This window comes from Rhizobium sp. P1_B8 (assembly GCF_056406515.1).
Genome location: NZ_JBFTZZ010000004.1, coordinates 14,125 through 36,566, shown reverse-complemented (window position 1 = coordinate 36,566; position 22,442 = coordinate 14,125). Strand labels below are relative to the sequence as shown.

The window sequence follows — 22,442 nt, the reverse complement described above, 5'->3', positions numbered from 1 at the left end:
AGGAGTTTTGACATGCAGACGTCCGAAATCGTCCTCGTCGGTGGATCGGGAAAGACCGGCGGCCGCATCATCAGGCGTCTGGAAGCGCGCGGCCTGACCGTCCGCGCGGCATCACGCTCCAGCGCCCGTCCCTTCGACTGGGAGGACAGGTCGACCTGGCGCGGCGCACTTCAGGGCGCATCGAGCGCCTATGTCGCCTTCCAGCCGGACCTTGCCGTCGCCTGGGCGGCGGAGGCGATCGAAGCGCTCGCCAAGGTCGCCGTGGAATGCGGCCTTGAGCATATCGTACTGCTCTCCGGCCGCGGCGAAGAGAGCGCGCAGCGCAGCGAAGCGGCGCTGACCGCTTCCGGCATCGATACCACCATCCTGCGCGCCTCCTGGTTCTGCCAGAACTTCAGCGAGGGCGCCTTTGTCGAGCAGATCATTGGCGGCCGGCTGCAATTGCCGGCGGGCGAGATCGGTGAACCTTTCATCGATACCGACGACATCGCCGATGCCGCCGTCGCCGCCTTGACCGACCCGCGCCACCGCAACCAGACCTACGAGTTGACCGGCCCTCGGGCGCTGACCTTCCGGCAGGCGGTCGGCGAAATCGCCGCGGCCGCTGGGCGGCCGATCGAATATCAGCAGGTCTCGATGGCGGATTTCACCGGCGGGCTTGCGGCTGCCGGCCTGCCGCATGGCCTGATCGATCTTCTGGAGGAGCTCTTCGGCCAGGTGCTCGATGGGCGCAATTCCAATGTGATGGGCGGCGTCACCGAAATTCTTGGCCGCCCCGCCACCGATTTCAGCGAATATGCCCGCCAAACCGCGGCAACCGGAATATGGAGCGCCTGACTATGCAGATCATTCTCATCCTCTCCCTCGCGGCGGCGGCGATCGGCAGCGGCCTTGTCGCCGGCATCTTCTTCGCCTTCTCGACCTTCATCATGACCGCCTTCTCGCGGATTCCGGCAGAGCAAGGCATCGCGGCGATGAACTCGATCAACGTGACGATCGTCCGCTCGCCCTTCATGGGCCTCTTCGTGCCGACGGCGATCCTCTGCATCGTCATCGCCGTGCTCGCCCTGATCGACTGGCGCGGCGGGGCATCTTTTCTGATGCTGGGCGGAGCAGCCCTCTATGTCTTTGCCTCTTTCGTCTCGACCATCGTCTTCAACGTGCCGATGAACGATGCACTGGCGAAGGTCGTCGGCAATGGGCCGGAAGCGGTTCAGCTCTGGACCAGCTATGTCAGGGACTGGACATGGTGGAACCATGTGCGGACCATCGCCTCGCTGCTCGCCTCGGTCGCCTTCGTGCGGGCGCTGATGATCGTTTGAATGATTGCTTCCCGACGATCCGACGCCCCCGTCAGGAATCGGGTGGTTGGTTCGGGGCCGGCGTGTGAACATGAGCCGATTGCCGCGAAAGGACCGCCATGTTCACACTTCACGATTATCTGCCGTCGCAAAATGGCTGGAAGGTCAGGGTTTTGCTCGGCCTGCTCGACATACCCTACCGCAGTCGTATCGTCTCGATCTTCGAGGGCGAGAGCCGCACCGAGGCGTTCCTGAAACTCAATCCGGTGGGCGCCATTCCGGTCCTCGAACTCGACGACGGGCGTCCGATCGCCGAATCCAATGCGATCCTCACTTTTCTCGCCGAGGACACGCGCTTCCTGCCGTCAGACCACTATCTGCGCGCCAAGGTGATGCAATGGCTGTTCTTCGAACAGTATCATGTCGAGCCGGTCATCGGCTCGCTGCGCTTCTGGACATTGACGGGACGGCTGGAGCGTAGCCAGAGCATGGTTGCGGGCAAGCGCGAAGCCGCAACCCGCGCCCTCGCCGCCATCGATCGCGGCCTGACCGACAGCCCATTTCTTGTCGGCCAGGAGCTGACGATCGCCGATATCGCCGTTTACGCCTATAGCCACCGGGCCGAGGATTGCGGGTTTTCTCTTGCGGCCTATCCCGCCTTCGTCGCCTGGTCTGACCGCGTTGGAGATGCCATCGGGGCCGATTATCCAGTCTATCCCTATAGCATCGACCCGCACTCCAATGCCGGCGCGATGCCCTAGACTACGTCTGCTCGCAGAAGACGATGCGGTTGCTGAAGGGGTCGATGACGGTCATCTCCAGCCCCCACGGCTCTTCCTCGACACCGGGCTTCATGTAGCGGTAGTCCTTGCCTGAGAGTTCGGCGTGATAGGCCTGGACATTGGCGACGCGGACGAATGCCTTGGCGCCGGGGCTGGCGTCGCCGGAATGTTCGCTCAGGTGCAGCGCCATGCCGTCACGCGAAACCTGGCAATAGAGCGGAAAATTTTCGCCGAAACGGTGCTCCCAATCGAGACGGAAGCCCAGGAAGCCGCAATAGAATTCCATGGCTTTTTCGACCGAGAAGATGCGGAAGATCGGCATTGGCGGCTCGATGCCGATGACCGAGCGGGAGGCGCCCGCCTCCTCTATCTTGGCCGAGAGAATATTCCATTGATCGAGCCCGAACTGCCGGGCAACGATTTCGAGCGTTTCGCTGTGGGTGAGCGAAATGTCGCGGTCGGCCAGGGCCTGCCGCAATGTTTTTGCCATGAGCTTGGCATCGCGAAAATCGCGCATGAAGTCATCCTTCCGTTGACGGCAAACAGGAAGATCAGTGCCCGCGTCTGCTGACCCGTTCGCCATCGATCGCCTAACGGCAAGGATGTGAAGGATGTTGTCTGGATGCATTCACCATAACGCCAGAGCGTCAAACTCGAGCGTCGCGGGGCGGCTGGCCGCATCCGGCCGAAGGCGATAGTATGAGAGGATCGATCGGCGATCAAGACGCGGTGCGCGCTGCCTCGACGGGAACGGCCTGCAGATGGCCGGCAAGCTCGACACGGTTGCGGCCGGCGCGCTTGGCGACATAGAGCGCCTTGTCGGCGGCACTCAGCATGGCGTCGAAATCCTGCGGCTTCGAGCGGCCGGGCGCGACGCCGACGCTGACCGTGCATGTCAGCACTTCGTCATCGATATGGATCTCGCGCGCCTCGAAAGCCCGGCGGATGCGCTCGGCCGTCAGTTCCGCCCGGCCGGGCATGATCTCCTTCAGCACCAGCGCAAATTCCTCGCCGCCGAGCCGGGCGGCGGTGTCGCCGGTGCGGCAGCTGGCCGCGAGTTCGCCGGCGAAGACCTTGAGCACGCGATCGCCGGCAGCATGGCCGAAGCGGTCGTTGACGGATTTGAAATGGTCGATGTCGAAGACGATGACGGCGGTGGTCGTGCCCATCGGGCGCGTGCCGTACTCGTCGAACAGGGCGCGGCGGTTGAGCAGGCCGGTCAGCGGATCGGTGATCGCATCGAGACGGTGGCGGGCAGCGAGCCGCCATTGATGCAGCGCCAACGACAGCGCGCCGATCCCGGTCATGCCGGCAATGCAGACAGCGAGGCTGAGATCTTCCGCCCAGTTGCTGGGGGCCTTGCCGAGCACCAGCTTGCCGTCGGAGATCAGCACGGCGGCGCAGAGAACGAAGGAGATCGCCGTCAGCGTATAGAGCGCGGTAATGCCGAGGAGCGGCGCGGGTGCTTCGACACGGGCGAGCCAATATTGCCGGGCGGTGGCAAAGAGCAAAAGGGCGATAGCGAGATTGTCGGCGATGAAGGCCAGGCCGTCATACCCTGATAGCATCGGCACGATGGAAAAGACCATCGCGGCAAGCGCGCGGATCGCGATGGCCGGGATAGACAGGCGGCCGGTGAGGAACTGTCTGCCTGCCCCCCATATGGTGGCAAAGCCGGCATGAAACAGCACGAAATTGGCAACGCCCAGCCATGTCTCCGGCGTATTGACGTAGGCGCTGTAGACGAAAATGCCGCTGACGACGAGGACCAGGCCGATGGTGGCGGTGAGCAGCACCGTTTCCGCCCGGCGGACAATCCAACTGCCCATCAGCGTGACGGCAAGGCATGCCGCGGAGACGCCGAGCGCCAGCAAGAGAGAGTTATAGTCAAGCGTCATGCTTTTCAGTCTCCGCAGCTGTTGCCGCGCCAGATGTTGGCAGCTTATGGGCTCCGCGACGAGGAATGTCTTATGCATCCGTTAACAAATGATGCACTGCACAATGCAAATGTTACGCGTTTAACGTCGCGCCGAAGTTTAAGATGAATATTCTATTTAAAATTGAATTCTGAAAGCTTACGCCTGCTGCATCACCTGCCAATGCAGGGGAAACATCGGATCGAACACCGTCACCGGACCGGCTCCGGTTTCAATCCTCGCGGGAAAGACGACCGGCTCGGCCTGCCTTGACAGGGTGATGCGCTCCTCGTTCGGCTGGAGCCCGTACCAGGCCGGCCCGTTCAGCGACACGAAGGCTTCGAGCCGCTCCAGGGCGCCCTCCTGTTCGAAGACATGGGCGAGGCAGCTCATCGTATTGACCGAGGTATAGATGCCGGCGCAGCCGCAGGCGCATTCTTTCAGCGGATCGACATGCGGGGCGGAATCCGTGCCGAGGAAGAAGCGGGCGTCACCGCTGACGGCGGCCGCACGCAGAGCCAGCCGGTGGTTTTCGCGCTTGGCGACCGGCAGGCAGTAATAATGCGGGCGGATGCCGCCGACGAGGATGGCGTTGCGGTTGATGATCAGATGGTGGGTGGTGATCGAGCCGGCGAGATTGCCCTTGGCCGCCTTGATGTAATCGACGCCATCTGATGTCGTCACGTGCTCCATCGTCACCTTCAGCTCCGGCAGGCGCTGCCGCAGCGGATCGAGCACGGTGTCGATGAAGACGGCCTCGCGATCGAAGATATCGACATCAGGCGTCGTCACCTCGCCATGGACGCAGAGCGGCAGGCCGATCTTTGCCATGCGCTCCAGCACCGGCATCGCCTTTTCCATGTCGCGCACGCCGCCATGCGAATTGGTCGTGGCGCCGGCGGGATAAAGCTTCACGGCGGTGATGAGGCCGCTGTTCTTCCCCTCCTCCACGTCATCGCGGCTGGTATGTTCGGTGAGATAAAGCGTCATCAGCGGCTGAAAGCGATGGCCGTCCGGCAAGGCCTTGAGGATACGCTCGCGATAGGCCTTGGCGTCACTGGTGGTGACGACGGGCGGCACGAGATTGGGCATGATGATGGCGCGGGCGAAGGTGCGGCTCGTATCGGCGATCACGCCTTCCAGCATGGCGCCATCGCGCAGATGCAGGTGCCAGTCATCAGGACGGCGGATGGTGATCGATTGCATGGCAGACCTCCGAAGCGATGCGTCTGCGGCCTCGATAACACTAAAGCGCGTCGCATTGAAATTGAATCATGCGACGCGCTTTAGCTCTTTTTTTCGTGAATGTCGCGCGGCATCACGCCAGCGCGATCTCCAGCGTCACATCGGCCGGGCGGCGGTTTTCGAGGATCAGCCGGCCGTTCGGCAGGTCATTGCCGTAGACCTTGGCGCTGGCGGCCTCTTCGGTGAGCTTATAACCGCGCCAGCGCGCCCACAGCCTCTCCTCGAGCACCTCGATCGGCGGCGCCAGCATGATCGAAAAGTCGAAGACGCCTTCGAGTTCGGCCCATTTGCCGAGCGAAAAGAGCAGGTAATTGCCCTCGACGATGATGAAGCGGTGATCGGGGGAAACAGGGCGGGCCGAGGCGATGGCGAGTTCACGCGAGCGGTCGAAGACCGGCACCAGAACCTCCTGATCGGCCAACCTGACGGCGCGGATGATATCGAGGAAACCACGAACGTCGAAGGTCTCCGGGATCCCCTTGCGCGCCAGCAGGCCGCGTTCGATCAGGATGGCGTTGTCCATGTGGAAGCCATCCATCGGCAGGACTTCGGCACTTTCGCCCCTGGCTTTCAGCGCTTCCGCCAGGTTGTCGGCCATGGTGGATTTGCCGGCACCCGGCGGTCCGGCGATGGCGACCAGGAAACGTTTGGAATGGCCGGCGCGGTCAAGAACTGCGCCGGCGATTTCGTCGATGCGTGCCGTCATGCCGCGACGGGCTCCGTCGGCACCGCCTTGGCGCCGGTCATAAAGGCGACGGCGTCGGACATGGTGTATTCCTTGGGATCGATCACCGTCAGCCGCCGGCCGAGACGGTGGATATGGATCCGGTCGGCCACTTCGAAGACATGCGGCATGTTGTGGGAGATCAGCACGATCGGCAGGCCGCGGGCCCTGACATCGAGGATCAGCTCCAGCACGCGGCGGCTTTCCTTGACGCCAAGGGCTGCCGTCGGTTCGTCCATGATGATGACCTTCGAGCCGAAGGCGGCGGCGCGGGCGACCGCGACACCCTGGCGCTGACCGCCGGAGAGCGTTTCCACCGCCTGGTTGATGTTCTGGATGGTCATCAGGCCGAGTTCGGACAGCTTGTTGCGCGCCAGCTTTTCCATGGCCGGCCGGTCGAGCATGCGGAACATGGAGCCGAGCACGCCCGGTTTGCGGATCTCGCGGCCGAGGAACATGTTGTCGGCGATCGACAGCGCCGGCGACAAAGCGAGATTCTGATAGACGGTCTCGATGCCGGCCTCGCGCGCTTCCATCGGCGAGCGGAACTGCACCTGCCGGCCTTCAAGGGTAATCACCCCCTCGTCCGGGGTGACGGCTCCCGATATCGCCTTGATCAGCGAGGACTTGCCGGCGCCGTTATCGCCGATGACGGCGAGAATTTCACCCGGATAGAGGTCGAAATCGGCATTGTCGAGCGCGGTCACGCGGCCATAGCGCTTGACGAGACCGCGGGCGGTGAGAAGGGGTTCGCGAGCCATGATTACACCGAAACCTTTCTGATCCACTGATCGATGGCGACGGCGGCGATGATCAGCACGCCTGTCAAAAGGACTTTCCATTGCGGGTCGGCGCCGAGCATGTTGAGGCCCATCGAGACGACGCCGACGATCATGGCACCGAAGAGCGTGCCGAGAATGGAGCCGCGGCCGCCGAACAGCGAGATGCCGCCGATCACAGTCGCGGTGATCGCCTGGAGGTTAAAATCGGTGACGGCCGAAGACGGAGAGATCGAGCCGTTGCGTCCGATCGAGACCCAGGCGGCCAAGCCGGCAATGACGCCTGAGATGGCATAAACGGTCAGCAGCACCTTCTTGGTCTGAATGCCCGAGAGCTTGGCTGCCTCCGGATCGTCGCCGACGGCATAGACATGCCGGCCCCAGGCGGTGTGATTGAGGACATACCAGAGCACCAAGACGAGCAGCACCATGGCGATGACGCCGAGGGTGAGCACGGCGCTGCCGAGCTTGAAGCTCACGGCGAAAAGATGCAGCAGCGGCGCCTTTTCGTCGACGTCGGTATCGCGGATCGTCTCATTGGCGGAATAGATGAAATTCGTCGCCATGACGATGTTCCAGGTGCCGAGCGTGACGATGAAGGGCGGCAGTTTCATGTAGGCGACGAGGAAGCCGTTCAGCAATCCGCAAAGGCCGCCGACAAGCATGCCGGCTGCGACCGCGATCGGTGTCGGTATGCCGTAGGTGATGGCGACATTGCCCATGATGACGGCCGAGATCACCATGATGACGCCGATCGAAAGATCGATGCCGGCGGTCAGGATGACCAGCGTCTGGGCGGCGCCGAGAATACCGACGATGGCGATCTGCTGCAGGATCAGCGTCAGCGTATAGGACGAGAAGAACCGTCCGCCGATGGTGATCCCGAAGATGACGATCGCCAGCACCAGCACGATCAGCGGCACGGCGGCCGGCGTCGAGTGCAGAAAATGCTGCGCGCGCTTGATCAGCGAGACTTTCTCGTGCTCGAAGGAGGCAACGCTCTTGTCGCTGCCGTCGAGGACACGTTCGAATTCCTGTGTTCCGGTCATGGTTCCTCCTCCGCATCCGCGCGCCGAACTCGCGCGGGGGCCGTCACCGATATCCATCCGGTCTTTGATTAGCCGGTTCGTGAGGCGACGGCACATCGTCCGTCGAAAACGGCCGGGGATCAAGCCCCGGCCGCTCTGCTTTCAGCAATCGGGGCTCAGCCCCAGCACTTGTCCGTGCCTTCCTTGGTGTCGATCGACTTGACGCCGGAGACCGGCTTGTCGGTGACGAGCGAGACGCCGGTGTCGTAGAAGGACTTGCCTTCGGTCGGCTTCGGCTTTTCACCGCTGTCGGCGAACTTCTTGATCGCTTCGACGCCAAGGGCTGCCATCATCAGCGGATATTGCTGCGAGGTGGCGCCGATGACGCCTTCCTTGACCGACTTCACGCCCGGGCAACCGCCGTCGACCGAGACGATCAGCACGTTCTTTTCCATGCCGACGGCCTTCAGCGCCTGATAGGCGCCGACAGCGGCCGGCTCATTGATCGTGTGGATGACGTTGATGCTCGGATCCTTCTGCAGAAGGTTTTCCATGGCCTTGCGGCCGCCTTCTTCATTGCCGTTGGTCACGTCATGACCGACGATACGAGCATCATCCTCGTCGCCGATCTTGTTCGGATCCTTCGGATCGATGCCGAAGCCCATCATGAAGCCCTGGTCGCGCAGAACGTCGACCGTCGGCTGCGACGGGGTCAGGTCGAGGAAGCCGACCTTGGCATCCTTGGCCTTGTCGCCCATCGTTTCCTTGGCCCACTGGCCGATCAGCTTGCCGGCGAGCAGGTTGTCGGTGGCGAAGGTAGCGTCGGCGGCATCGGCCGGCTCGAGCGGTGTGTCGAGAGCGATGACCAGCAGGCCGGCATCACGGGCCTTCTTGACCGAAGACACGATGCCCTTGGTGTCGGAAGCAGCAATCAGGATGCCCTTTGCGCCGTCGGCAATGCAGCTTTCGATCGCGGCCACCTGGCTTTCGCTGTCACCGTCGACCTTGCCGGCATAAGACTTCAGCGAGACGCCGAGTTCCTTGGCCTTGGCGGTCGCACCTTCCTTCATCTTGACGAAGAAGGGGTTGGTGTCGGTCTTGGTGATGAGGCAGGCAGCAACGTCAGCCGCCATGACCGGAGCGGAAAAGGTGACACCAAGCGCGAGCGCGCCGAAAGCGAGAACAGATTTCTTCATGGAACTCCTCCCAGAGTTTGCCGGCGCCGCCCCTGCGGGGCCGGAATTTAAGATATAGCACTTCGCCGTGGATCGCTAACGCCTCCCAGCGGTCCCGTGCCCTTGACGACGGCAATTAAGAGCGAAAAGAAATCGGCTTGTCAATAAATAAATCCAATTGAATTATTAATTCGATGTGGCATGCTCAATCGAATTAGGGCATAGGCCAACAATCGGGAGGAGCGGCCATGTCGTCCTTGGAAGGACCGGAACACACACCGGTTCCGCCACCAATTCTGAATCCGGCCGGCGGTGCGAACCAGGTCAGGGTGCGCGCCTATAACGAACGGCTCGTGCTGTCGCTGGTGCGTCTCTACGGCGCGCTGTCGAAGGCCGATATCGCGCGCCGCAGCGGGCTGTCGGCGCAGACCGTCTCCGTCATCATGCGGGTGCTGGAGAAGGAAGGGCTGTTGTCGCGCGGGGAACCGGTGCGCGGCCGTGTCGGCCAGCCGTCGATCCCGATGCATATCAATCCGGATGCCGTCTATTCCTTCGGCTTGAAGATGGGCCGGCGCAGCGCCGATCTGGTGCTGATGGATTTCGTCGGCCGCATCCGCATGCAGCTGCACCGAACCTATGCCTATCCGCTGCCGGATGAAATCCTCGCCTTCGTCACCTCGGGCATCCGGGAGCTCGAAGACCGGCTCGACGACAAGCAGCGCGGCCGCATCGCCGGCCTCGGCATCGCCGCCCCCTTCGAGCTCTGGAACTGGGCCGAAGAGGTGGGTGCGCCGCCAGGCGCCATGGAGGTTTGGCGCGACGTCGACCTGCAGGCCGACATCGCCGCGCGTGTCTCGCATCCGGTCTTCATGCAGAACGATGCGACCAGCGCCTGCGGCGCCGAGCTCGTCTTCGGCGTCGGACCGTCCTATCCGGATTTCGTCTATTTCTTCATCGGCTCCTTCATCGGCGGCGGCATCGTCCTGAATTCGGCGATCTTTTCCGGCCGCACCGGCACGGCAGGCGCGATCGGGCCGCTGCCTGTGCGCGGCAAGAACGGCGAGACGATGCAGTTGCTTGAAATCGCCTCGATTTTCGTGCTCGAAAACATGCTGCGCGAGCGCGGCATCGATCCCGAGCCGCTCTGGTATTCGGCCGACGGCTGGGTGGATTTCGGCGAGCCGATGGAAGCCTGGATCCAGGATAGCGCCAAGGCGCTGGCGCAGGCGATCGTTGCGGCCGCCTCGATCGTCGATTTCAGCGCGGCTGTCATCGACGGCGGCTTTCCCGATTGGGTGCGCAGCCGGGTGGTGCAGGCCACCATCGACGAAGCGGCCAAGCTCGACCTGCAGGGCGTCGTCATGCCCGAAATCATCGAGGGCGCGGTCGGCGCGCAGGCGCGCGCCATCGGCGGCGCCAGCCTGCCGATCTTCGCGCGTTACCTCACCGACCAGAACGTACTCTTCAAGGAGGTAGACCATGCTGAAAGGACTTGATCCGCTGTTGAGCCCGGAGCTGCTTTTTACGCTTCGCGCCATGGGCCACGGCGACGAGATCGCCATCGTCGACGGCAATTATCCCGGCGTCGAACATGCCCGCCGGCTGATCCGGCTCGACGGCCACCACCTCATCCCGGTCCTCAATGCCGTGCTCAGCGTGCTGCCGATCGACGATTTCGTGGCGGAGGCGATCTTCCGCTCGACCGTCAAGGCCGAGCGCGACAAGCTCGATCCCGTGCATGAGGAGATGATCGACTGCTGCGCCCGCCATGAGCCGCACCGGCAGGTGGTGCCGCTGATCGGCCAGGATTTCTACGGAAGGGTGAAGACCGCCCATGCGGTGGTCCAGACCGGCGAGCCCAGGCTCTATGCCAACATCATCCTGCGCAAGGGCGTGATCTATCCGAAAGAGCCGGGCACCCATGCGGCGGCCGGGGTCGATCCGTTCGTTTACTAGAACAATTCCGGCAAAAGTGCGCAGCGGTTTGGTCGTCGGCAGGCTTTGGCTTTCGGGCCGGCTGAAGGCAGTCTTCGCCATTCGTTCGATGGATGTTATTGTGCGGCCGGTGCGTTGGTCCACCGCGCCGGCAAACCGCTCGGCTGCGAACGGCGCCTCACCACCAGGAGCCGACGTCGCGGGATCAGGCCGGTGAAGCGATGAGAAGACGGATCTCGCATGGCACCTGACATAAGCACGACCCCTCGTCGCAGCACCACCGGCCTGCGCAAGTTTCTGGATCCTGAGCAGCAGCGGGATTGGATAGAAGGCGAGGCGGACTTGATCGACGCCGAAGAGCGTTTGGAGTCCCTGGAACAGCGGTTCAAGTACGTCGCGCGGTTCCAGAAGCTGCTTCGTCGCCCGCAGGCGCAAGACGTTCTGGAAATTCTCGGGGTATACGGGCAGACCTGCATCCCCATCCCGCGCAAGACCGAGCGTCACTACTGGTCAGTTTCCTGTCTGCCCTCGACTTCCGACAAGCCGCTCGTCCGCGTTAATGCGAGCTGGATGGAGCTTTTCACGCTCTACGCCGACGGCGAAGGGCTGCGTGCACGATTCCTGGTGCATCTTTCGCATTTCACCACCGACCATTCACCCGCGCAGGGCGATGTGGACGCGGCTTTTCTCGAGCACTGCGTCACGACGCCCGAAGACGTCGGTTACTTTTTTCCGCGCGGCGAGGACATTTTCGGCATCAATGTGCGGGGCTCGGCCTCGATCCGCAAATTCCTCGCGGAGCGCCGCATCTTGCGCGCCATTCGGACTTTCAATGTGACGCACATGAACCGGGGCCGGAACGCCTATCAGGCGAGCCACTGCTACAGCCTGGCGGATACGATGCTGGCAGGTTGATCGGCTCCGGGATGCGCGACCGATGGACAGGAACCGAATCCTCATCCGATTTACGGCAAAGATATCCATTGTGCGCAGCGAAACTCCCGTGCCTTCGCAAAGGCAACCCACCATTAACCTACCAAGCGCACGATCTTTGGGATTTGTCGGTGCTGCGCGGCTTCATCAGCCACTGCGATATCGGCCCTCTTAATTCCGCCCGAATGAATTGAGGCGGTCTTCGATCACGGCCTGGGACCGCCGATGCCGTGACGTTGCGCCATCCGTCGTCGGCATTCGCTGATACGAGCGTAGCAAACTGGCCATGACGGCTCTTCACACAACAGGAGCCTGTTCATATGCCTCGCATCCAACCAACCAGACCGCAGATGGAGATCGTTGCCTGGCTCGCGATCTTCCTGCTTCTCTTCTGCCTGTCTTGGCTCTTCCAATGGCATGAAGGGCTGGATGGATTCATCGAAAAGCATCATGACTATCCGCTGGACCATGCGCTCCTCGCCCTTAATATCTCCGGGTTTCTCGGGCTCATTTATTCCGCGCTGAGGATCCGGGATCTTTCGAGGGAGGTCAATCGCCGGCTGCAGGCCGAAAAGAACGTAGACTGGATCGCCTGTCACGACACGCTGACCGAACTGCCTAACCGCAGGTTTCTGGATTCCGTATGCGCGCAGGCGATGACCGATCAAAGGGCACAAGAAACCTACGTCGTGTTCAGCATCGATCTCGACGGCTTCAAGAAGGTCAATGATCTCCTCGGGCACGATCACGGTGATGCGGTGCTGAAGACTGTTGCCCAGCGGCTCTCTTCCCTCTTTCCCCGCGAGCACGTTTTCCGCCTTGGCGGAGACGAGTTCGTTGTTCTGGCACGGCGCACCGGAAATCCCGATCTTGTCGCGTTGGGGAACCGCATAGTGACTTTGATCGGCAAGCCGTTCACATTCAATGGTGTCGCCGTCGACCTCGGCGCCAGTGTCGGCTTCGCGCTTTATCCGGAGAACGGCGATGACCTCAGTCAAGTCATTCGACATTCGGACTGTGCGATGTATGTCGCGAAAAAGCAGGGGCGCAATCTGGTGAAGCCCTTCGTGGCTTCGATGCAGGACGAGTTGGCAAAGCGGATTCGAGTGGAAGCTGATCTGAGAGCAGCCATCAAGAAGGCCGAGATCGTTCCCTACTATCAACCGCTCGTAGACCTGAAGACGAATCGGATTATCGGCTTCGAGGCCCTGGCGCGCTGGAAGACGGCCTCCGGCGAATTCATCCCACCGAACGAATTCATTCCGGTGGCAGAGGAAGCCGGTCTGATCGTCGAATTGACAGACCAACTGCTTCGCCACGCCTGCACCGATGCGCTTTCCTGGCCAAATGAGCTTGTCCTGTCATTCAACCTTTCTCCGATCCAACTAAGCGACCGGTTACTGGGCCTGCGAATTCTCAAGATATTGGGCGATGTCGGTCTGCCGGCGCACAGGGTCGAGCTGGAGGTGACGGAGAGCGCCATCATCCAGGACGCTGTCACGGCACGAATCGTCCTCGACGATCTGGTGAACGCGGGCGTCAGGATTGCTCTCGACGACTTTGGAACAGGATATTCCAGCCTCTCACAACTATCCAACTACCGGTTCGACAAGATCAAGATCGACAGGAGTTTCGTCTCTTCATTCGAGACCGATGATAAGCAAGACAAGGTGATCAAGGCGATCATCGCTCTCGGTGTGGGACTTGGCGTGACGATAACCGCCGAAGGCATCGAAGAGGAGAGCCAGCTTCAGCGGCTTCAGGACCTGGGTTGCGACATCGGCCAAGGGTATCTGCTTGGCAGGCCAGCGCCGGCCGAGAAGCTTGCCACAGGTCAGGTCAGCGCCAGAGTTTTGCAGCGCGGTTGATGGGGGCCGCGGTATGTCGGGTTCAGCCTGGAGATGCTGGAGGCTGTCGTCGAACAAGCGCCGTCCACCTGGCCGACCGGCCATTCCACCGAAACATCATCCTAAACCTTAAGCGATGGATACCCACGCGCTTGGGATGACCGAGGTCGGCCGGCGAGAATTTCGCCGAAAGTCACTGAGGCAGTTGCGTTTGAATTCTTTATCGGTCATTCTAGAACAATCGATAAAGAATCGGAGCGACGATGGGCCGAACGCGGGAATTCGATGAGCAGGCGGTGCTGACGGGGGCGATGCACATCTTTCGCAAGCAGGGCTATCAAGCTGCATCAATCCGAGACCTCGAGGAGGCGACGGGGCTCAAGGGCGGAAGCATCTATCACGCCTTCGGCGACAAGGCCGGCCTCTTCGACGCAGCGTTCGAACATTACCACCGAACGGTGCTGGAGGGACGGATCGAGCGGTTTGCGCCGCCAGGAAGCGGGCTTCAAGGGTTGCGCGAATTGTTCCTGTCGCTCCTGCATGAGCCCGACGATGGCTCCCTTGGCTGCCTGATCACCAATATGGCGGTGGAATTCGGCGGCGGCGTCAATCCGCATCCCCGTGTCGAAGCGGCGCTCGGCCTCCTTCGTACCACATTCCGCTCGAGGCTGACCGAAGTGCCGACCATCGCTCGAGACGGTGACGGAGCCAAGGCGAACAGGACAGCCACCCGCCTTCTGGCCTTCTATCAGGGACTCCTCGTGCTCATTCGCGGTGGCGATGACAAGGCCGGCCTGCGGCAGGCGATAGAAGATGAATTCAATCAACTGGAGACGATGTCATGACACCTGAGGCACTCTGGAATCGATATGCAGCCATCTGGTCGCTGGACGCTGACGCTCGCGAGCCGGAAATGCTGGCTTGCCTCGCTGACGAGGTGACCTATTGCGACCCGAATGGAGCGATCGCGGGGCGAGCCGGTCTCTCGGCTTATATGGCGGGCTTCAAGGAGAGCATGCCGGGAGGCCGGTTCAAGATATTGAGCGTTCTCCACCATAATGACCGCTCTCTGGCGCGCTGGGCACTGCGCCACGAAGACGAGAGGGTCTTGCAGACCGGCACGAGTTTCGGGGTGATTTCCGATGGCCGGTTCGGCGCGATCACCGGCTTCTTCGATCTTCTGGCGGAGCAGCACCATGACTAGCGAGGCGACACGCGGGCTGGCGCTCGACTTTGCCAGCCAGATCGCCCCAGCCGGCTGCATCGATATCAGGCGATTCTTCGGCGGATCCGCCCTGGTCCGAAACGGCGCGCAGTTCGGGTTCGTCATGATGGGCACGCTGTATCTCCGCGTCGACGAAGCGATGCGCGCGGAGTTCGAGGCAGATGGCTCCGAACCGTTCAGCTACCGCGCTGCCGGCAGGGAGGTGACGGTTCGCCGCTACTACGCCGTCCCGGCACATGTGATCGACGACCCTGCGCTGCTGCACAGCTACGCGGAGCGCGCATTGCACGCGACCCCCACGCCCGGCCACAGGCTCTCCGACACGATCCTGGCCGTCACCCCGTTTGGCTAATGCATAAGTGAGAAAGAAGGGCCGACATCTGTCGGTCCCCCTGTCTTTTGAGGGCCGGAAGCAACACCTCCCGATTCAGGTGTTCAGGCCGCCATCCACTGTGAGAATGGTTCCGGTGATGTGCCTTGCAGCAGGGCTTGCGAGGAAAGCCACAGCGGCCGCCACATCTTCCGGCTCGCCATAACGGCCAAGTGGGATGAGGGCGCGCTGGAAGTCGGCGAAGTCGCCGTCTGCGGGATTCATATCGGTGTCGGTCGAACCCGGCTGGACGAGGTTTACGGTGATATCGCGAGATCCGAGTTCCCGCGCGAGGCCGCGGGTAAACGAGTGGAGCGCGGATTTTGTCATGAAATAGACCGTACCGGTATCACCGACGATGCGTTCGGCGCCGACCGAGCCGATCGTGATGACGCGGCCGCCCGCCTGCAGATAGGGAATCGCGGCCTGCGAAGCGAGCAAGGGCGACCGCACATTGACGTCCAGCAGCGCATCGATCTGCTCGACGCTGACGTCGGCGATCGCACCGTAAAGCGCGATTGCGGCATTGTTGACGAGAATGTCGAGACCGCCAAGTGCCTGGGCCGCTTCGTCGACCGAGCGCTTCACGGCTGTCGGATCGGCGCTGTCGGCCTGGATGGCAAGCGCTTTGCGGCCCTTGCGCTCGATCGCCCGGACGATTTCGGCGGCGCGATCGGCCGAACGCTCATAGGTGATGGCGACATCAGCGCCTTTGTCGGCAAGCGCCAATGCGATGGCGGCACCGATGCCACGCGAGCCACCTGTTACCAGGGCACGCTTTCCAGCCAGTTCTGTCATGATCTTCTCTTTCTGTAGTGATCGACACATAAATAGCTAGGCACGTTGCGATGGGGTGTCAATGGGTTTATATAATGATCGATGCAAAAATCGAATGAGATCTCGGAAGTCGATAAAACCCCTGCCCGCAGTCGCGGGCGGCCGCGGGTGTTCGATCGGGAAACAGCCTTGGCGCGGGCAACCCGCCTGTTCTGGATCAAGGGCTTCGAGGCGACCTCGATCGCCGATCTCACCGAGGCGATGGGGATCGGATCGCCGAGTCTCTACGCGGCATTCGGCTCGAAGGAGGCCCTCTATGCCGAGGCGTTGCGCCACTATCGCGACAACAACGAGGCGCTCGTCTGGGCAGGCTTCCTCTCCGCGGGCACGGCCCGTGAAGCGGTGATGTCGCTCCTGATGGATTCGGCCGCTGCCCTGACCGGCTGTGTCGTGGATATTCCCCGCGGCTGCATGGTGGCGCTCTCTTCGGTCGGCAGCGAGGGCCATGTGGAACTCGGCGAACTCGTGCGAGCCGCCCGCGCCGTCACGCTCGAGCGCCTGAAGCTGCGCCTGAACCAGGCGATATCAGCAGGCGAAATTCCAGTCTCGACCGACGTCCACGCGCTTGCCCGCTTCGTCCAGACCGTTCAGAACGGCATGTCGATCCTGGCCCGCGACGGAGCGACCCGTGGCGAACTGGAGGCCGTGGCCGAGCTGGCCATGCTGGGTTGGGACACTCGAACCGGGGGTGCTGAGCGCAGGCAGACTTACGCCGATCATGCGTAACCTCTAGGCAGTCGGTCGCGGAGGCTTCGCAGGATCGTTGGAGCGTGCCACTGCCCCTCATCCGGCTGCCGCCACCTTCTCCCCGTAAACGGGGGAAGGGGACATGTCGCGACCTCTCCGTTCCCCACTGGCCTCTCGCAGGGCACGTCCCCTCGCCCCGTTTACGGGGAGAGGGTTAGGGTGAGGGGCAGCCATCGGCGCGAACCGTCAGGAACCCGCCTCACAGTTCCGGCACCATGCCCTGAACGCTCAAATCTCTCCCGCCGACGGTCCCCAGACATCCGTCAGCGCAAAACCGTTCGGATGCGGGTCAAAGGGGTCGAGGGCTACCTGGGTCAGGCCGAAGGTGAAGCCGCGGCCGGTGATGGTGGGGATGACGGCGGGGCGGCCGGCCACCTCGGTTACTGCCTGGAGGCCGACCTCGAATTCCGAGCCGATGATCGATTTCGAGGTGAAGACGTCGCCGACCTTGGCCTTGCCGCGGGCATAAAGCGTGGCGAGATTGGCGGAGTTGCCGGTGCCGCAGGGCGAGCGGTCGGCGCGGCCCGGCCACATGGTGGTGCAGGTGCGCACCGTGCCGTCGGCTTCGGTATCGCGGAACATGACATAGGCGACGCCTGAGATCGCCGGGATCTCGGGATGGACGACCCTGATGTCGCGGTTGATCAGCTCCTTGAGGATCATGCCGGCCTGGACGAGGCCGGCGGCATTGGCCTTCTCGATCGTCAGACCGATCTGGCCGACATCGACCAGCGCATAGAAGATGCCGCCGTAGCTGATGTCGGCCTTGATCTTTCCCCAATGCGGCGTGTCGATTGCGACATCGAGCTCATGCACGAAGGAGGGCACCATGGTGAGCCTGACCTTTTCGCAGCGCCCGTCGCGGCAGGTCGCCGTCGCCTTGACCAGGCCGGCGGCGGTTTCGAGGGTGACGATCGTCTCCGGCTCTTTCATCTCGACGATGCCGGATTCGAGCAAGGCGGTGGTGACGCAGATCGAGTTCGAGCCGGAACTCGCATGCGCCTGGTCGGGTTGCAGGATGATGAAGGCGGCGTCGGCCTCCGGGTGCCGTGCCGGAAGCAGCAGGTTGACCGAGCCGATGGGCGCGCCGCGCGGCTCCAGGCAAAGGAAGCGGCGGAGCTCATCACCCTTCGGATCGGTGTTCAGCCAATGCAGCTGGGCGGCAATGGTATCGCCCGGGATTTTCGGCACGCCGCCGATCGCGACGCGGCCGATCTCACCTTCGGCGTGGACATCCAGCAACTGGATCGTGCGCTTCCATCTCATATCGAAAACTCCAGATCAGACGTGACGGGTGACGCCGCCATCGACGCGAATATTCTGGCCGGTGATATACCCGGCGCCATCGGAGAGCAGGAAGGCCGCGGTCTTGGCGATCTCCTCAACATGGCCGATGCGCTTCATCGGGACCTTCTCGGCGGTCTCGGGCTTGTGGTTCAGACTGTCGATATAGCCCGGCAGTATGCAGTTCATGCGGATATTGTCGGCCGCATAACGATCGGAATAGAGCTTGGTGAAGGCGCCGGCAGCGGCACGATAGGTGCAGGAAACCGGGAAGACCAGCGACGGCTCGTAGGCCGCGAAGGTGGTGATGTTGACGAAGGCGCCCTTGCCCTGTTTCAGCATGACCGGCGTCACCAGGCGGGCCATGCGCACCAGCGACAGGATCATCATGTCGGAACCGAGCGTCCAGTTCTCGTCTGAAATATCGAGCAGGTCGCCCTTCGGCGGGTGACCGCTCAGGTTGACGACGGCGTCGATGCGGCCATAGGTCTTCATCGTCAGGTCGAAGATCGTCTTGAGATCCTCGGCTTTTTCGGCCACGCCGCGCGAGGCGACGCCGCCAAGTTCGGCCGCCAGCTTCTCACAGCTTTCCGACGGCGACATCAACGCCAGCTGATAGCCTTGCGCCGCGAGCTCGCGGGCGATCGCCTCGCCCATGCCGCGGCCGCCGCCGGTGATCAGCGCTACGGGTTTACTGGTATCGGACATGAGGGCCTCCTAATAGCGGTCTATGCGGAACGGGGTCACATCGAGGGATGGTTTGAGCCCGGTCACCATATCGGCGATCACGAGCGCTGTCGTTGCCGAAAAGGTCAGGCCGAGATGGCCGTGGCCAGTCGCATAAAAAACGCCGGGCATTTTCGACGACGGCGAAATGATCGGGATCGTATCGGGCAGCGCCGGACGATGACCCATCCATTCCGTCGTCTCCTCGACCTTCAGGCCGGGCAGCGCGCGCTGGGCATGGCGCACCAGCACCCGCGGACGGCGGAAATCCGGCGCGGCATCGAGACCGGCGAGCTCGACATTGCCGCCGACACGGATGCCGCCCGCCGTCGGCGTCACCATGAAGGCGCGATGCGGCCAGATCACCGAATAACGCATGGAGATGCCGGGCTTCATGATCTGCGTGTGATAGCCGCGCTCGGTTTCGAGCGGGATCGGCTCGCCGAGCTTTTCGGCAAGGAAACGGGTGTGGACGCCGGCGGCAAGCACCACCGAACCGACCTCGATCCGCCTGCCATCCTCGAGGAGAACGACGGCCGTGCCATCGCCCCTGCGCTCGATATTCCGCACAGTGCCGGAGACGAAGGTCGTGCCCGCGGCCTTTGCGGCGTCGGCGAGTTTCACCACCAGCTTGTAGGGGTCGCGGATCGACTTGTTGTCGGGAAGCAGCACGGCTTTGGCGATCGCCGGTGACAGGGTGGGTTCGTAATATTGGATGGCGCCGTTGCTCAAAACCTCGAATTCGAGGCCGTAGCGCTGCATCATGACTAGATGGCCGCGATCGGCGGCAAATTCGGCCTCGGTCTCGTAGATCGCCAGGCAACCTTCCTCGGTCATCAATTCGGGTGCGCCGATCGCCTGGAGCATCTGCCTGAAATCGCCGAGCGCGCGGTTGGACAGGCTCATGCCGGCATCCTCGATCTCTCGGAGACGCGACGGCCGGCCGGCGGCGAGGAAACGCAGGAACCAGGGCAGCATCCTGGCGGCATAGGAGGGCCGCAGCCAGACGGGACCTTCCGGATCGAGCAGCCAGCCGGGGATCTTCTTCCAGGTCGAAGGGCCGGAGCCGGCGGCAAAATCGAGCGCGATGCTCGCCATATTGCCGAAGGAGGTACCGCGGCCCGGCTCACCCTTGTCGATCAGCGTCACCTCAAGGCCGCGCCGTTGCAGCTCGAAAGCGATCGAGGCGCCGATCACGCCCGCGCCGACGACCGCTACCCTCTTCTTCATCTCATCCGCCATGCCATCAACCCATCGCACGGCAGACAGAATTGCCGTCGTGAGCCTGATATATCACATCAAGATGCGATGCCTAGAGAATTTCCGTTTTCTCCGAATTACGGGAAATTCCCTATCTCTTTGGTTTTCGCAATTCCGAAACGCAAAACCGCTGTGCACTTTTGCTGGAATTGCTCTGTGGAATTTTTACTGGCTTTCCGGCAGGCTGGCACCGACGCTGTCGCCGACCGAACCGACGGTGTTGTTCATCGACTGGCCGAGACGCTTCAGCTGGGCGTCGTAGTTGCGCCGGGTGCGCGGATCGAAGATCGCAATCGGCGTGCTGACGGCGACGCTGACGGCACTTCCGGCGGTCTGGGCAGCGCCCATCGCCACCGCGCCGACGGCCTCGCCGAGCCCGACATTGGAATCGGTGATCGCCTGGCCGGCAATCAGCCGGTCGCCGATCAGCTTCACCACTTCGGGGCTTTCGGCGAACTTGCCGTGGTTCAGCCGGTCGCCGCCCTTGAGCTTGGTGAGGTCAAGCACGGTGATGCCGGCCGCCTCGAGCTTGCTGCGATAGGGTTCAACGGAGGGATCGATCTGGCCGAGCCGGTCGACATTGCCGGAGATGCGCCGCGACAGCGCCAAAGCCCGGTCGTCCTGCGAGACGAAGATGGTGAAGTGCGGCCTTTCCTTGCCGAGGCTCGCGAACTGGCGGCCGAAGACGTCGACATCGAGATCCGGCGAAGCGAGGATGACATTGTTGATCTTCGACGCGACATGACCATTGCGGATCGCCATTTGCCGCAACGCTTCGACGGTGAGCCAGGTGCCCATCGAATGGGCCATGATGGTGACGTCGCTGACGGCGGGATTGGCGGCGGTGCGGGTCAACAATTCCTCCAGCGCGTCGCGGGAATAGTTGGTGCTTTCCTTGTCGTAATTATAATCGAAGATGCTGCCGCGCGACGGCCAGGTGAAGACGACCGGGGCGACGTCGGCATGCGAATCATGGACGATCTGGGCGAAGCGGTAGACGGCATCCTCATAACGATTGTTGAAGCCGTGGACGAAGACCAGCACGCGGCGGCTCTTCGGCATATGGGTCTTCAGCCAGGTCTCGCCGGCCCGCTCGCCGTCCAGCGGATCGACCGAAATGGTGACGAAGTCGCGCAGCGGATCGGCCGGCAGGCGGCTTGGCCATTGCACCTGGCCGACCTTGCGATTGGCTTCCGGCGGAATGGAGACATCGACGGCATTGACGGCGAGGCCAGTGCCGCGCTCACCGGAGAAAAGCACGGCGGGATTGTCGTCGGCAGCGCGCGTCGTGGCGACGAGAAGATCGACCTTGGAGGTGCCCGGGGCGACGGTGCCGGCCGCCTGCATGACACCGACCGGCCTGCCGCCGCAGCCGGCGAGCACCATCGTTGCAACCAGAAGACCTGTCAGGGCCGCGCGCGGGGCGCGCCTTTTGCCGATCATGACCAAACTCCAATCGGTTCACGCACCGGACAGGCGGCGCCCGTTCAAATAGTCCGACGAGGCTTGCCGAGTCAAACCGCGGGAGGTGGACAAGAGCTTTCCTGTGAGAACCGCTGCGCGCTTTTGCTGGAATTGCGCCTGAAACTTTCGGCTGTCCACGGCGTTTTGTCCGATCACATTCAATCGATGGATCAGGGTGATGAAGTTGCTCGCGATCACAGGCCTATCGACATTGATGCTGATGCCTTCTCTCGGCTCGACGGAGACGCTTGGCGAGGCCGACATCCGCCGCGACATCATCGGCAAGACGGTCTACCTCTCCACACCGCTCGGCGGTGAACTGCCACTGATCTTCCGCTCCTCCGGCAAGGTCGACGGCAACGGCCAGGCGATCGGTCTCGGCCGCTATGTCAAGCCAAGCGATACCGGCCAATGGTGGATCGACGCCAACCGGCTCTGCCAGAAATTCCAGAGCTGGAACAAGGGCAAGCCGATGTGCTTCGAACTCGAACGCGCCGGCGCCAACAAGGTCAAATGGACCCGGGACAACGGCAAAAGCGGCGTTGCCCGTATTGGCAATTGATCGATTCGACTTGGGAGAAAACAGACTTGCAGGAAAAGAAAAAAGCCCGACGCGGGAGGAGGTGCGCCGGGCTCTTGATCCTGACTGACAACTGGGAGGAGGAGTGTTGTCAGTCCGATGTAAGAGCGCTGGGAGGAGGAGTGCGCTGCTTACGAAGATAGTGATACCCAATTCTTTCGAGTTGGAATAGCGAAAATACCGCAATGCAGCAATGCGCTGGACGCAATGCTTGCCCTCAAAATAACAGGTCGCCGCCTCATTTTGCAGCATGTTTGACCGGATGGTCAAATTTATGCCGAAAA

24 protein-coding genes and 1 pseudogene are annotated in these 22,442 nt (G+C 62.3%); 13 read left to right on the top strand and 12 right to left on the bottom strand.

Annotation, left to right across the window (positions count from 1 at the left end; all coding sequences use genetic code 11):
• The first annotated feature begins 12 nt into the window (after positions 1 to 12).
• The 3 genes from AC1D2N_RS07025 (at position 13) to AC1D2N_RS07015 (ending at position 2,062) form a co-directional block, all read left to right on the top strand.
• Entirely contained in the window at positions 13 to 837 is an 825-nt protein-coding gene (locus tag AC1D2N_RS07025) for an NmrA family NAD(P)-binding protein (protein ID WP_130651642.1), read from the top strand.
• Entirely contained in the window at positions 825 to 1,322 is a 498-nt protein-coding gene (locus AC1D2N_RS07020; protein ID WP_197728220.1) for an anthrone oxygenase family protein, read from the top strand. The genes AC1D2N_RS07025 and AC1D2N_RS07020 overlap by 13 nt, the downstream gene beginning before the upstream one ends.
• Positions 1,323 to 1,420: 98 nt before the next feature.
• Complete coding sequence (locus AC1D2N_RS07015) at positions 1,421 to 2,062, top strand: glutathione S-transferase family protein (protein ID WP_018244594.1); 642 nt, start codon at positions 1,421 to 1,423, stop codon at positions 2,060 to 2,062.
• A 1-nt stretch (position 2,063) separates the two neighbouring features.
• Here AC1D2N_RS07015 and AC1D2N_RS07010 read toward each other — a convergent pair whose 3' ends face one another.
• From AC1D2N_RS07010 to AC1D2N_RS06980, 7 genes are all read right to left on the bottom strand, one after another.
• Complete coding sequence (locus AC1D2N_RS07010) at positions 2,064 to 2,600, bottom strand: glyoxalase superfamily protein (RefSeq protein ID WP_018244593.1); 537 nt, start codon at positions 2,598 to 2,600, stop codon at positions 2,064 to 2,066.
• A gap of 202 nt (positions 2,601 to 2,802) precedes the next feature.
• Positions 2,803 to 3,981, bottom strand: coding sequence for a GGDEF domain-containing protein (locus tag AC1D2N_RS07005; RefSeq protein ID WP_028731606.1), 1,179 nt, complete (start codon positions 3,979 to 3,981; stop codon positions 2,803 to 2,805).
• 177 nt (positions 3,982 to 4,158) lie between these two features.
• On the bottom strand, positions 4,159 to 5,205 hold the full coding sequence (pyrC, locus tag AC1D2N_RS07000; RefSeq protein ID WP_130651640.1) for a dihydroorotase: 1,047 nt from the start codon (positions 5,203 to 5,205) through the stop codon (positions 4,159 to 4,161).
• 112 nt (positions 5,206 to 5,317) lie between these two features.
• Positions 5,318 to 5,950, bottom strand: coding sequence for a nucleoside triphosphate hydrolase (locus AC1D2N_RS06995; RefSeq protein WP_018447701.1), 633 nt, complete (start codon positions 5,948 to 5,950; stop codon positions 5,318 to 5,320).
• Entirely contained in the window at positions 5,947 to 6,729 is a 783-nt protein-coding gene (locus AC1D2N_RS06990; protein ID WP_018244589.1) for an ATP-binding cassette domain-containing protein, read from the bottom strand. The genes AC1D2N_RS06995 and AC1D2N_RS06990 overlap by 4 nt, the downstream gene beginning before the upstream one ends.
• A gap of 2 nt (positions 6,730 to 6,731) precedes the next feature.
• The gene (locus tag AC1D2N_RS06985; RefSeq protein WP_012755861.1) at positions 6,732 to 7,796 is read right to left on the bottom strand and encodes an ABC transporter permease; all 1,065 of its coding nucleotides are present in this window, start codon (positions 7,794 to 7,796) and stop codon (positions 6,732 to 6,734) included.
• 155 nt (positions 7,797 to 7,951) lie between these two features.
• Positions 7,952 to 8,971 (bottom strand): sugar ABC transporter substrate-binding protein, encoded by a 1,020-nt coding sequence (locus AC1D2N_RS06980; protein ID WP_003556143.1) that lies wholly within the window; start codon positions 8,969 to 8,971, stop codon positions 7,952 to 7,954.
• A gap of 227 nt (positions 8,972 to 9,198) precedes the next feature.
• Between AC1D2N_RS06980 and AC1D2N_RS06975 the strand changes: the two genes are divergently transcribed.
• The 8 genes and pseudogenes from AC1D2N_RS06975 (at position 9,199) to AC1D2N_RS06940 (ending at position 15,242) form a co-directional block, all read left to right on the top strand.
• Positions 9,199 to 10,446, top strand: a complete 1,248-nt coding sequence (locus AC1D2N_RS06975; RefSeq protein ID WP_018447702.1) for an ROK family transcriptional regulator — start codon at positions 9,199 to 9,201, stop codon at positions 10,444 to 10,446.
• Positions 10,430 to 10,906, top strand: a complete 477-nt coding sequence (locus AC1D2N_RS06970) for an RbsD/FucU family protein (RefSeq protein WP_130651639.1) — start codon at positions 10,430 to 10,432, stop codon at positions 10,904 to 10,906. The genes AC1D2N_RS06975 and AC1D2N_RS06970 overlap by 17 nt, the downstream gene beginning before the upstream one ends.
• A 219-nt stretch (positions 10,907 to 11,125) precedes the next feature.
• Positions 11,126 to 11,800: a hypothetical protein gene (locus AC1D2N_RS06965; protein ID WP_130651638.1), complete on the top strand. Its 675-nt coding sequence runs from the start codon at positions 11,126 to 11,128 to the stop codon at positions 11,798 to 11,800.
• 338 nt (positions 11,801 to 12,138) lie between these two features.
• Positions 12,139 to 12,819, top strand: a pseudogene (locus AC1D2N_RS06960) (diguanylate cyclase domain-containing protein); the annotation flags it as partial.
• A gap of 21 nt (positions 12,820 to 12,840) precedes the next feature.
• A complete protein-coding gene (locus AC1D2N_RS06955; RefSeq protein WP_477981084.1) occupies positions 12,841 to 13,686 on the top strand; it encodes a putative bifunctional diguanylate cyclase/phosphodiesterase in 846 nt (281 codons plus the stop codon).
• A 242-nt stretch (positions 13,687 to 13,928) separates the two neighbouring features.
• Entirely contained in the window at positions 13,929 to 14,510 is a 582-nt protein-coding gene (locus AC1D2N_RS06950) for a TetR/AcrR family transcriptional regulator (RefSeq protein ID WP_047617150.1), read from the top strand.
• Complete coding sequence (locus tag AC1D2N_RS06945) at positions 14,507 to 14,869, top strand: nuclear transport factor 2 family protein (protein WP_130651636.1); 363 nt, start codon at positions 14,507 to 14,509, stop codon at positions 14,867 to 14,869. Before AC1D2N_RS06950 ends, AC1D2N_RS06945 begins: the two co-directional genes overlap by 4 nt.
• Entirely contained in the window at positions 14,862 to 15,242 is a 381-nt protein-coding gene (locus AC1D2N_RS06940) for a TfoX/Sxy family protein (protein ID WP_130651635.1), read from the top strand. The genes AC1D2N_RS06945 and AC1D2N_RS06940 overlap by 8 nt, the downstream gene beginning before the upstream one ends.
• Before the next feature lie 75 nt (positions 15,243 to 15,317).
• On the opposite strand, the gene AC1D2N_RS06935 is transcribed toward AC1D2N_RS06940, so the two are convergent.
• Positions 15,318 to 16,058, bottom strand: coding sequence for an SDR family NAD(P)-dependent oxidoreductase (locus AC1D2N_RS06935; RefSeq protein ID WP_130651634.1), 741 nt, complete (start codon positions 16,056 to 16,058; stop codon positions 15,318 to 15,320).
• Between the two features lie 81 nt (positions 16,059 to 16,139).
• On the opposite strand from AC1D2N_RS06935, the gene AC1D2N_RS06930 reads away from it, so the two are divergent.
• Positions 16,140 to 16,823, top strand: coding sequence for a TetR/AcrR family transcriptional regulator (locus AC1D2N_RS06930; protein WP_130651633.1), 684 nt, complete (start codon positions 16,140 to 16,142; stop codon positions 16,821 to 16,823).
• 249 nt (positions 16,824 to 17,072) lie between these two features.
• On the opposite strand, the gene AC1D2N_RS06925 is transcribed toward AC1D2N_RS06930, so the two are convergent.
• From AC1D2N_RS06925 to AC1D2N_RS06910, 4 genes are all read right to left on the bottom strand, one after another.
• Positions 17,073 to 18,110 (bottom strand): 4-hydroxyproline epimerase, encoded by a 1,038-nt coding sequence (locus AC1D2N_RS06925; protein WP_047617163.1) that lies wholly within the window; start codon positions 18,108 to 18,110, stop codon positions 17,073 to 17,075.
• 15 nt (positions 18,111 to 18,125) lie between these two features.
• Complete coding sequence (locus AC1D2N_RS06920; protein ID WP_047617166.1) at positions 18,126 to 18,836, bottom strand: SDR family oxidoreductase; 711 nt, start codon at positions 18,834 to 18,836, stop codon at positions 18,126 to 18,128.
• Between the two features lie 9 nt (positions 18,837 to 18,845).
• Entirely contained in the window at positions 18,846 to 20,096 is a 1,251-nt protein-coding gene (locus AC1D2N_RS06915) for an NAD(P)/FAD-dependent oxidoreductase (RefSeq protein ID WP_130651632.1), read from the bottom strand.
• A 183-nt stretch (positions 20,097 to 20,279) separates the two neighbouring features.
• Positions 20,280 to 21,557: an alpha/beta hydrolase gene (locus AC1D2N_RS06910; protein ID WP_130651631.1), complete on the bottom strand. Its 1,278-nt coding sequence runs from the start codon at positions 21,555 to 21,557 to the stop codon at positions 20,280 to 20,282.
• A 199-nt stretch (positions 21,558 to 21,756) separates the two neighbouring features.
• Between AC1D2N_RS06910 and AC1D2N_RS06905 the strand changes: the two genes are divergently transcribed.
• Positions 21,757 to 22,140 (top strand): hypothetical protein, encoded by a 384-nt coding sequence (locus tag AC1D2N_RS06905; RefSeq protein WP_026188599.1) that lies wholly within the window; start codon positions 21,757 to 21,759, stop codon positions 22,138 to 22,140.
• Positions 22,141 to 22,442: the final 302 nt, after the last annotated feature.

Bases quoted from the DNA above. Each gene is read 5' to 3' on its own strand.
- AC1D2N_RS06955 (WP_477981084.1), top strand. From the start codon at position 12,841: ATGTATGTCGCGAAAAAGCAGGGGCGCAATCTGGTGAAGCCCTTCGTG.
- AC1D2N_RS06935 (WP_130651634.1), bottom strand. From the start codon at position 16,058: ATGACAGAACTGGCTGGAAAGCGTGCCCTGGTAACAGGTGGCTCGCGT.
- AC1D2N_RS06945 (WP_130651636.1), top strand. From the start codon at position 14,507: ATGACACCTGAGGCACTCTGGAATCGATATGCAGCCATCTGGTCGCTG.
- AC1D2N_RS06910 (WP_130651631.1), bottom strand. From the start codon at position 21,557: ATGATCGGCAAAAGGCGCGCCCCGCGCGCGGCCCTGACAGGTCTTCTG.
- AC1D2N_RS06990 (WP_018244589.1), bottom strand. From the start codon at position 6,729: ATGGCTCGCGAACCCCTTCTCACCGCCCGCGGTCTCGTCAAGCGCTAT.
- AC1D2N_RS07010 (WP_018244593.1), bottom strand. From the start codon at position 2,600: ATGCGCGATTTTCGCGATGCCAAGCTCATGGCAAAAACATTGCGGCAG.
- AC1D2N_RS06915 (WP_130651632.1), bottom strand. From the start codon at position 20,096: ATGGCGGATGAGATGAAGAAGAGGGTAGCGGTCGTCGGCGCGGGCGTG.
- pyrC (WP_130651640.1), bottom strand. From the start codon at position 5,205: ATGCAATCGATCACCATCCGCCGTCCTGATGACTGGCACCTGCATCTG.
- AC1D2N_RS06925 (WP_047617163.1), bottom strand. From the start codon at position 18,110: ATGAGATGGAAGCGCACGATCCAGTTGCTGGATGTCCACGCCGAAGGT.
- AC1D2N_RS07020 (WP_197728220.1), top strand. From the start codon at position 825: ATGGAGCGCCTGACTATGCAGATCATTCTCATCCTCTCCCTCGCGGCG.
- AC1D2N_RS06950 (WP_047617150.1), top strand. From the start codon at position 13,929: ATGGGCCGAACGCGGGAATTCGATGAGCAGGCGGTGCTGACGGGGGCG.
- AC1D2N_RS06930 (WP_130651633.1), top strand. From the start codon at position 16,140: ATGCAAAAATCGAATGAGATCTCGGAAGTCGATAAAACCCCTGCCCGC.
- AC1D2N_RS06920 (WP_047617166.1), bottom strand. From the start codon at position 18,836: ATGTCCGATACCAGTAAACCCGTAGCGCTGATCACCGGCGGCGGCCGC.
- AC1D2N_RS06970 (WP_130651639.1), top strand. From the start codon at position 10,430: ATGCTGAAAGGACTTGATCCGCTGTTGAGCCCGGAGCTGCTTTTTACG.
- AC1D2N_RS07005 (WP_028731606.1), bottom strand. From the start codon at position 3,981: ATGACGCTTGACTATAACTCTCTCTTGCTGGCGCTCGGCGTCTCCGCG.
- AC1D2N_RS06995 (WP_018447701.1), bottom strand. From the start codon at position 5,950: ATGACGGCACGCATCGACGAAATCGCCGGCGCAGTTCTTGACCGCGCC.
- AC1D2N_RS06905 (WP_026188599.1), top strand. From the start codon at position 21,757: ATGAAGTTGCTCGCGATCACAGGCCTATCGACATTGATGCTGATGCCT.
- AC1D2N_RS06965 (WP_130651638.1), top strand. From the start codon at position 11,126: ATGGCACCTGACATAAGCACGACCCCTCGTCGCAGCACCACCGGCCTG.
- AC1D2N_RS07025 (WP_130651642.1), top strand. From the start codon at position 13: ATGCAGACGTCCGAAATCGTCCTCGTCGGTGGATCGGGAAAGACCGGC.
- AC1D2N_RS06940 (WP_130651635.1), top strand. From the start codon at position 14,862: ATGACTAGCGAGGCGACACGCGGGCTGGCGCTCGACTTTGCCAGCCAG.
- AC1D2N_RS06980 (WP_003556143.1), bottom strand. From the start codon at position 8,971: ATGAAGAAATCTGTTCTCGCTTTCGGCGCGCTCGCGCTTGGTGTCACC.
- AC1D2N_RS06985 (WP_012755861.1), bottom strand. From the start codon at position 7,796: ATGACCGGAACACAGGAATTCGAACGTGTCCTCGACGGCAGCGACAAG.
- AC1D2N_RS06975 (WP_018447702.1), top strand. From the start codon at position 9,199: ATGTCGTCCTTGGAAGGACCGGAACACACACCGGTTCCGCCACCAATT.
- AC1D2N_RS07015 (WP_018244594.1), top strand. From the start codon at position 1,421: ATGTTCACACTTCACGATTATCTGCCGTCGCAAAATGGCTGGAAGGTC.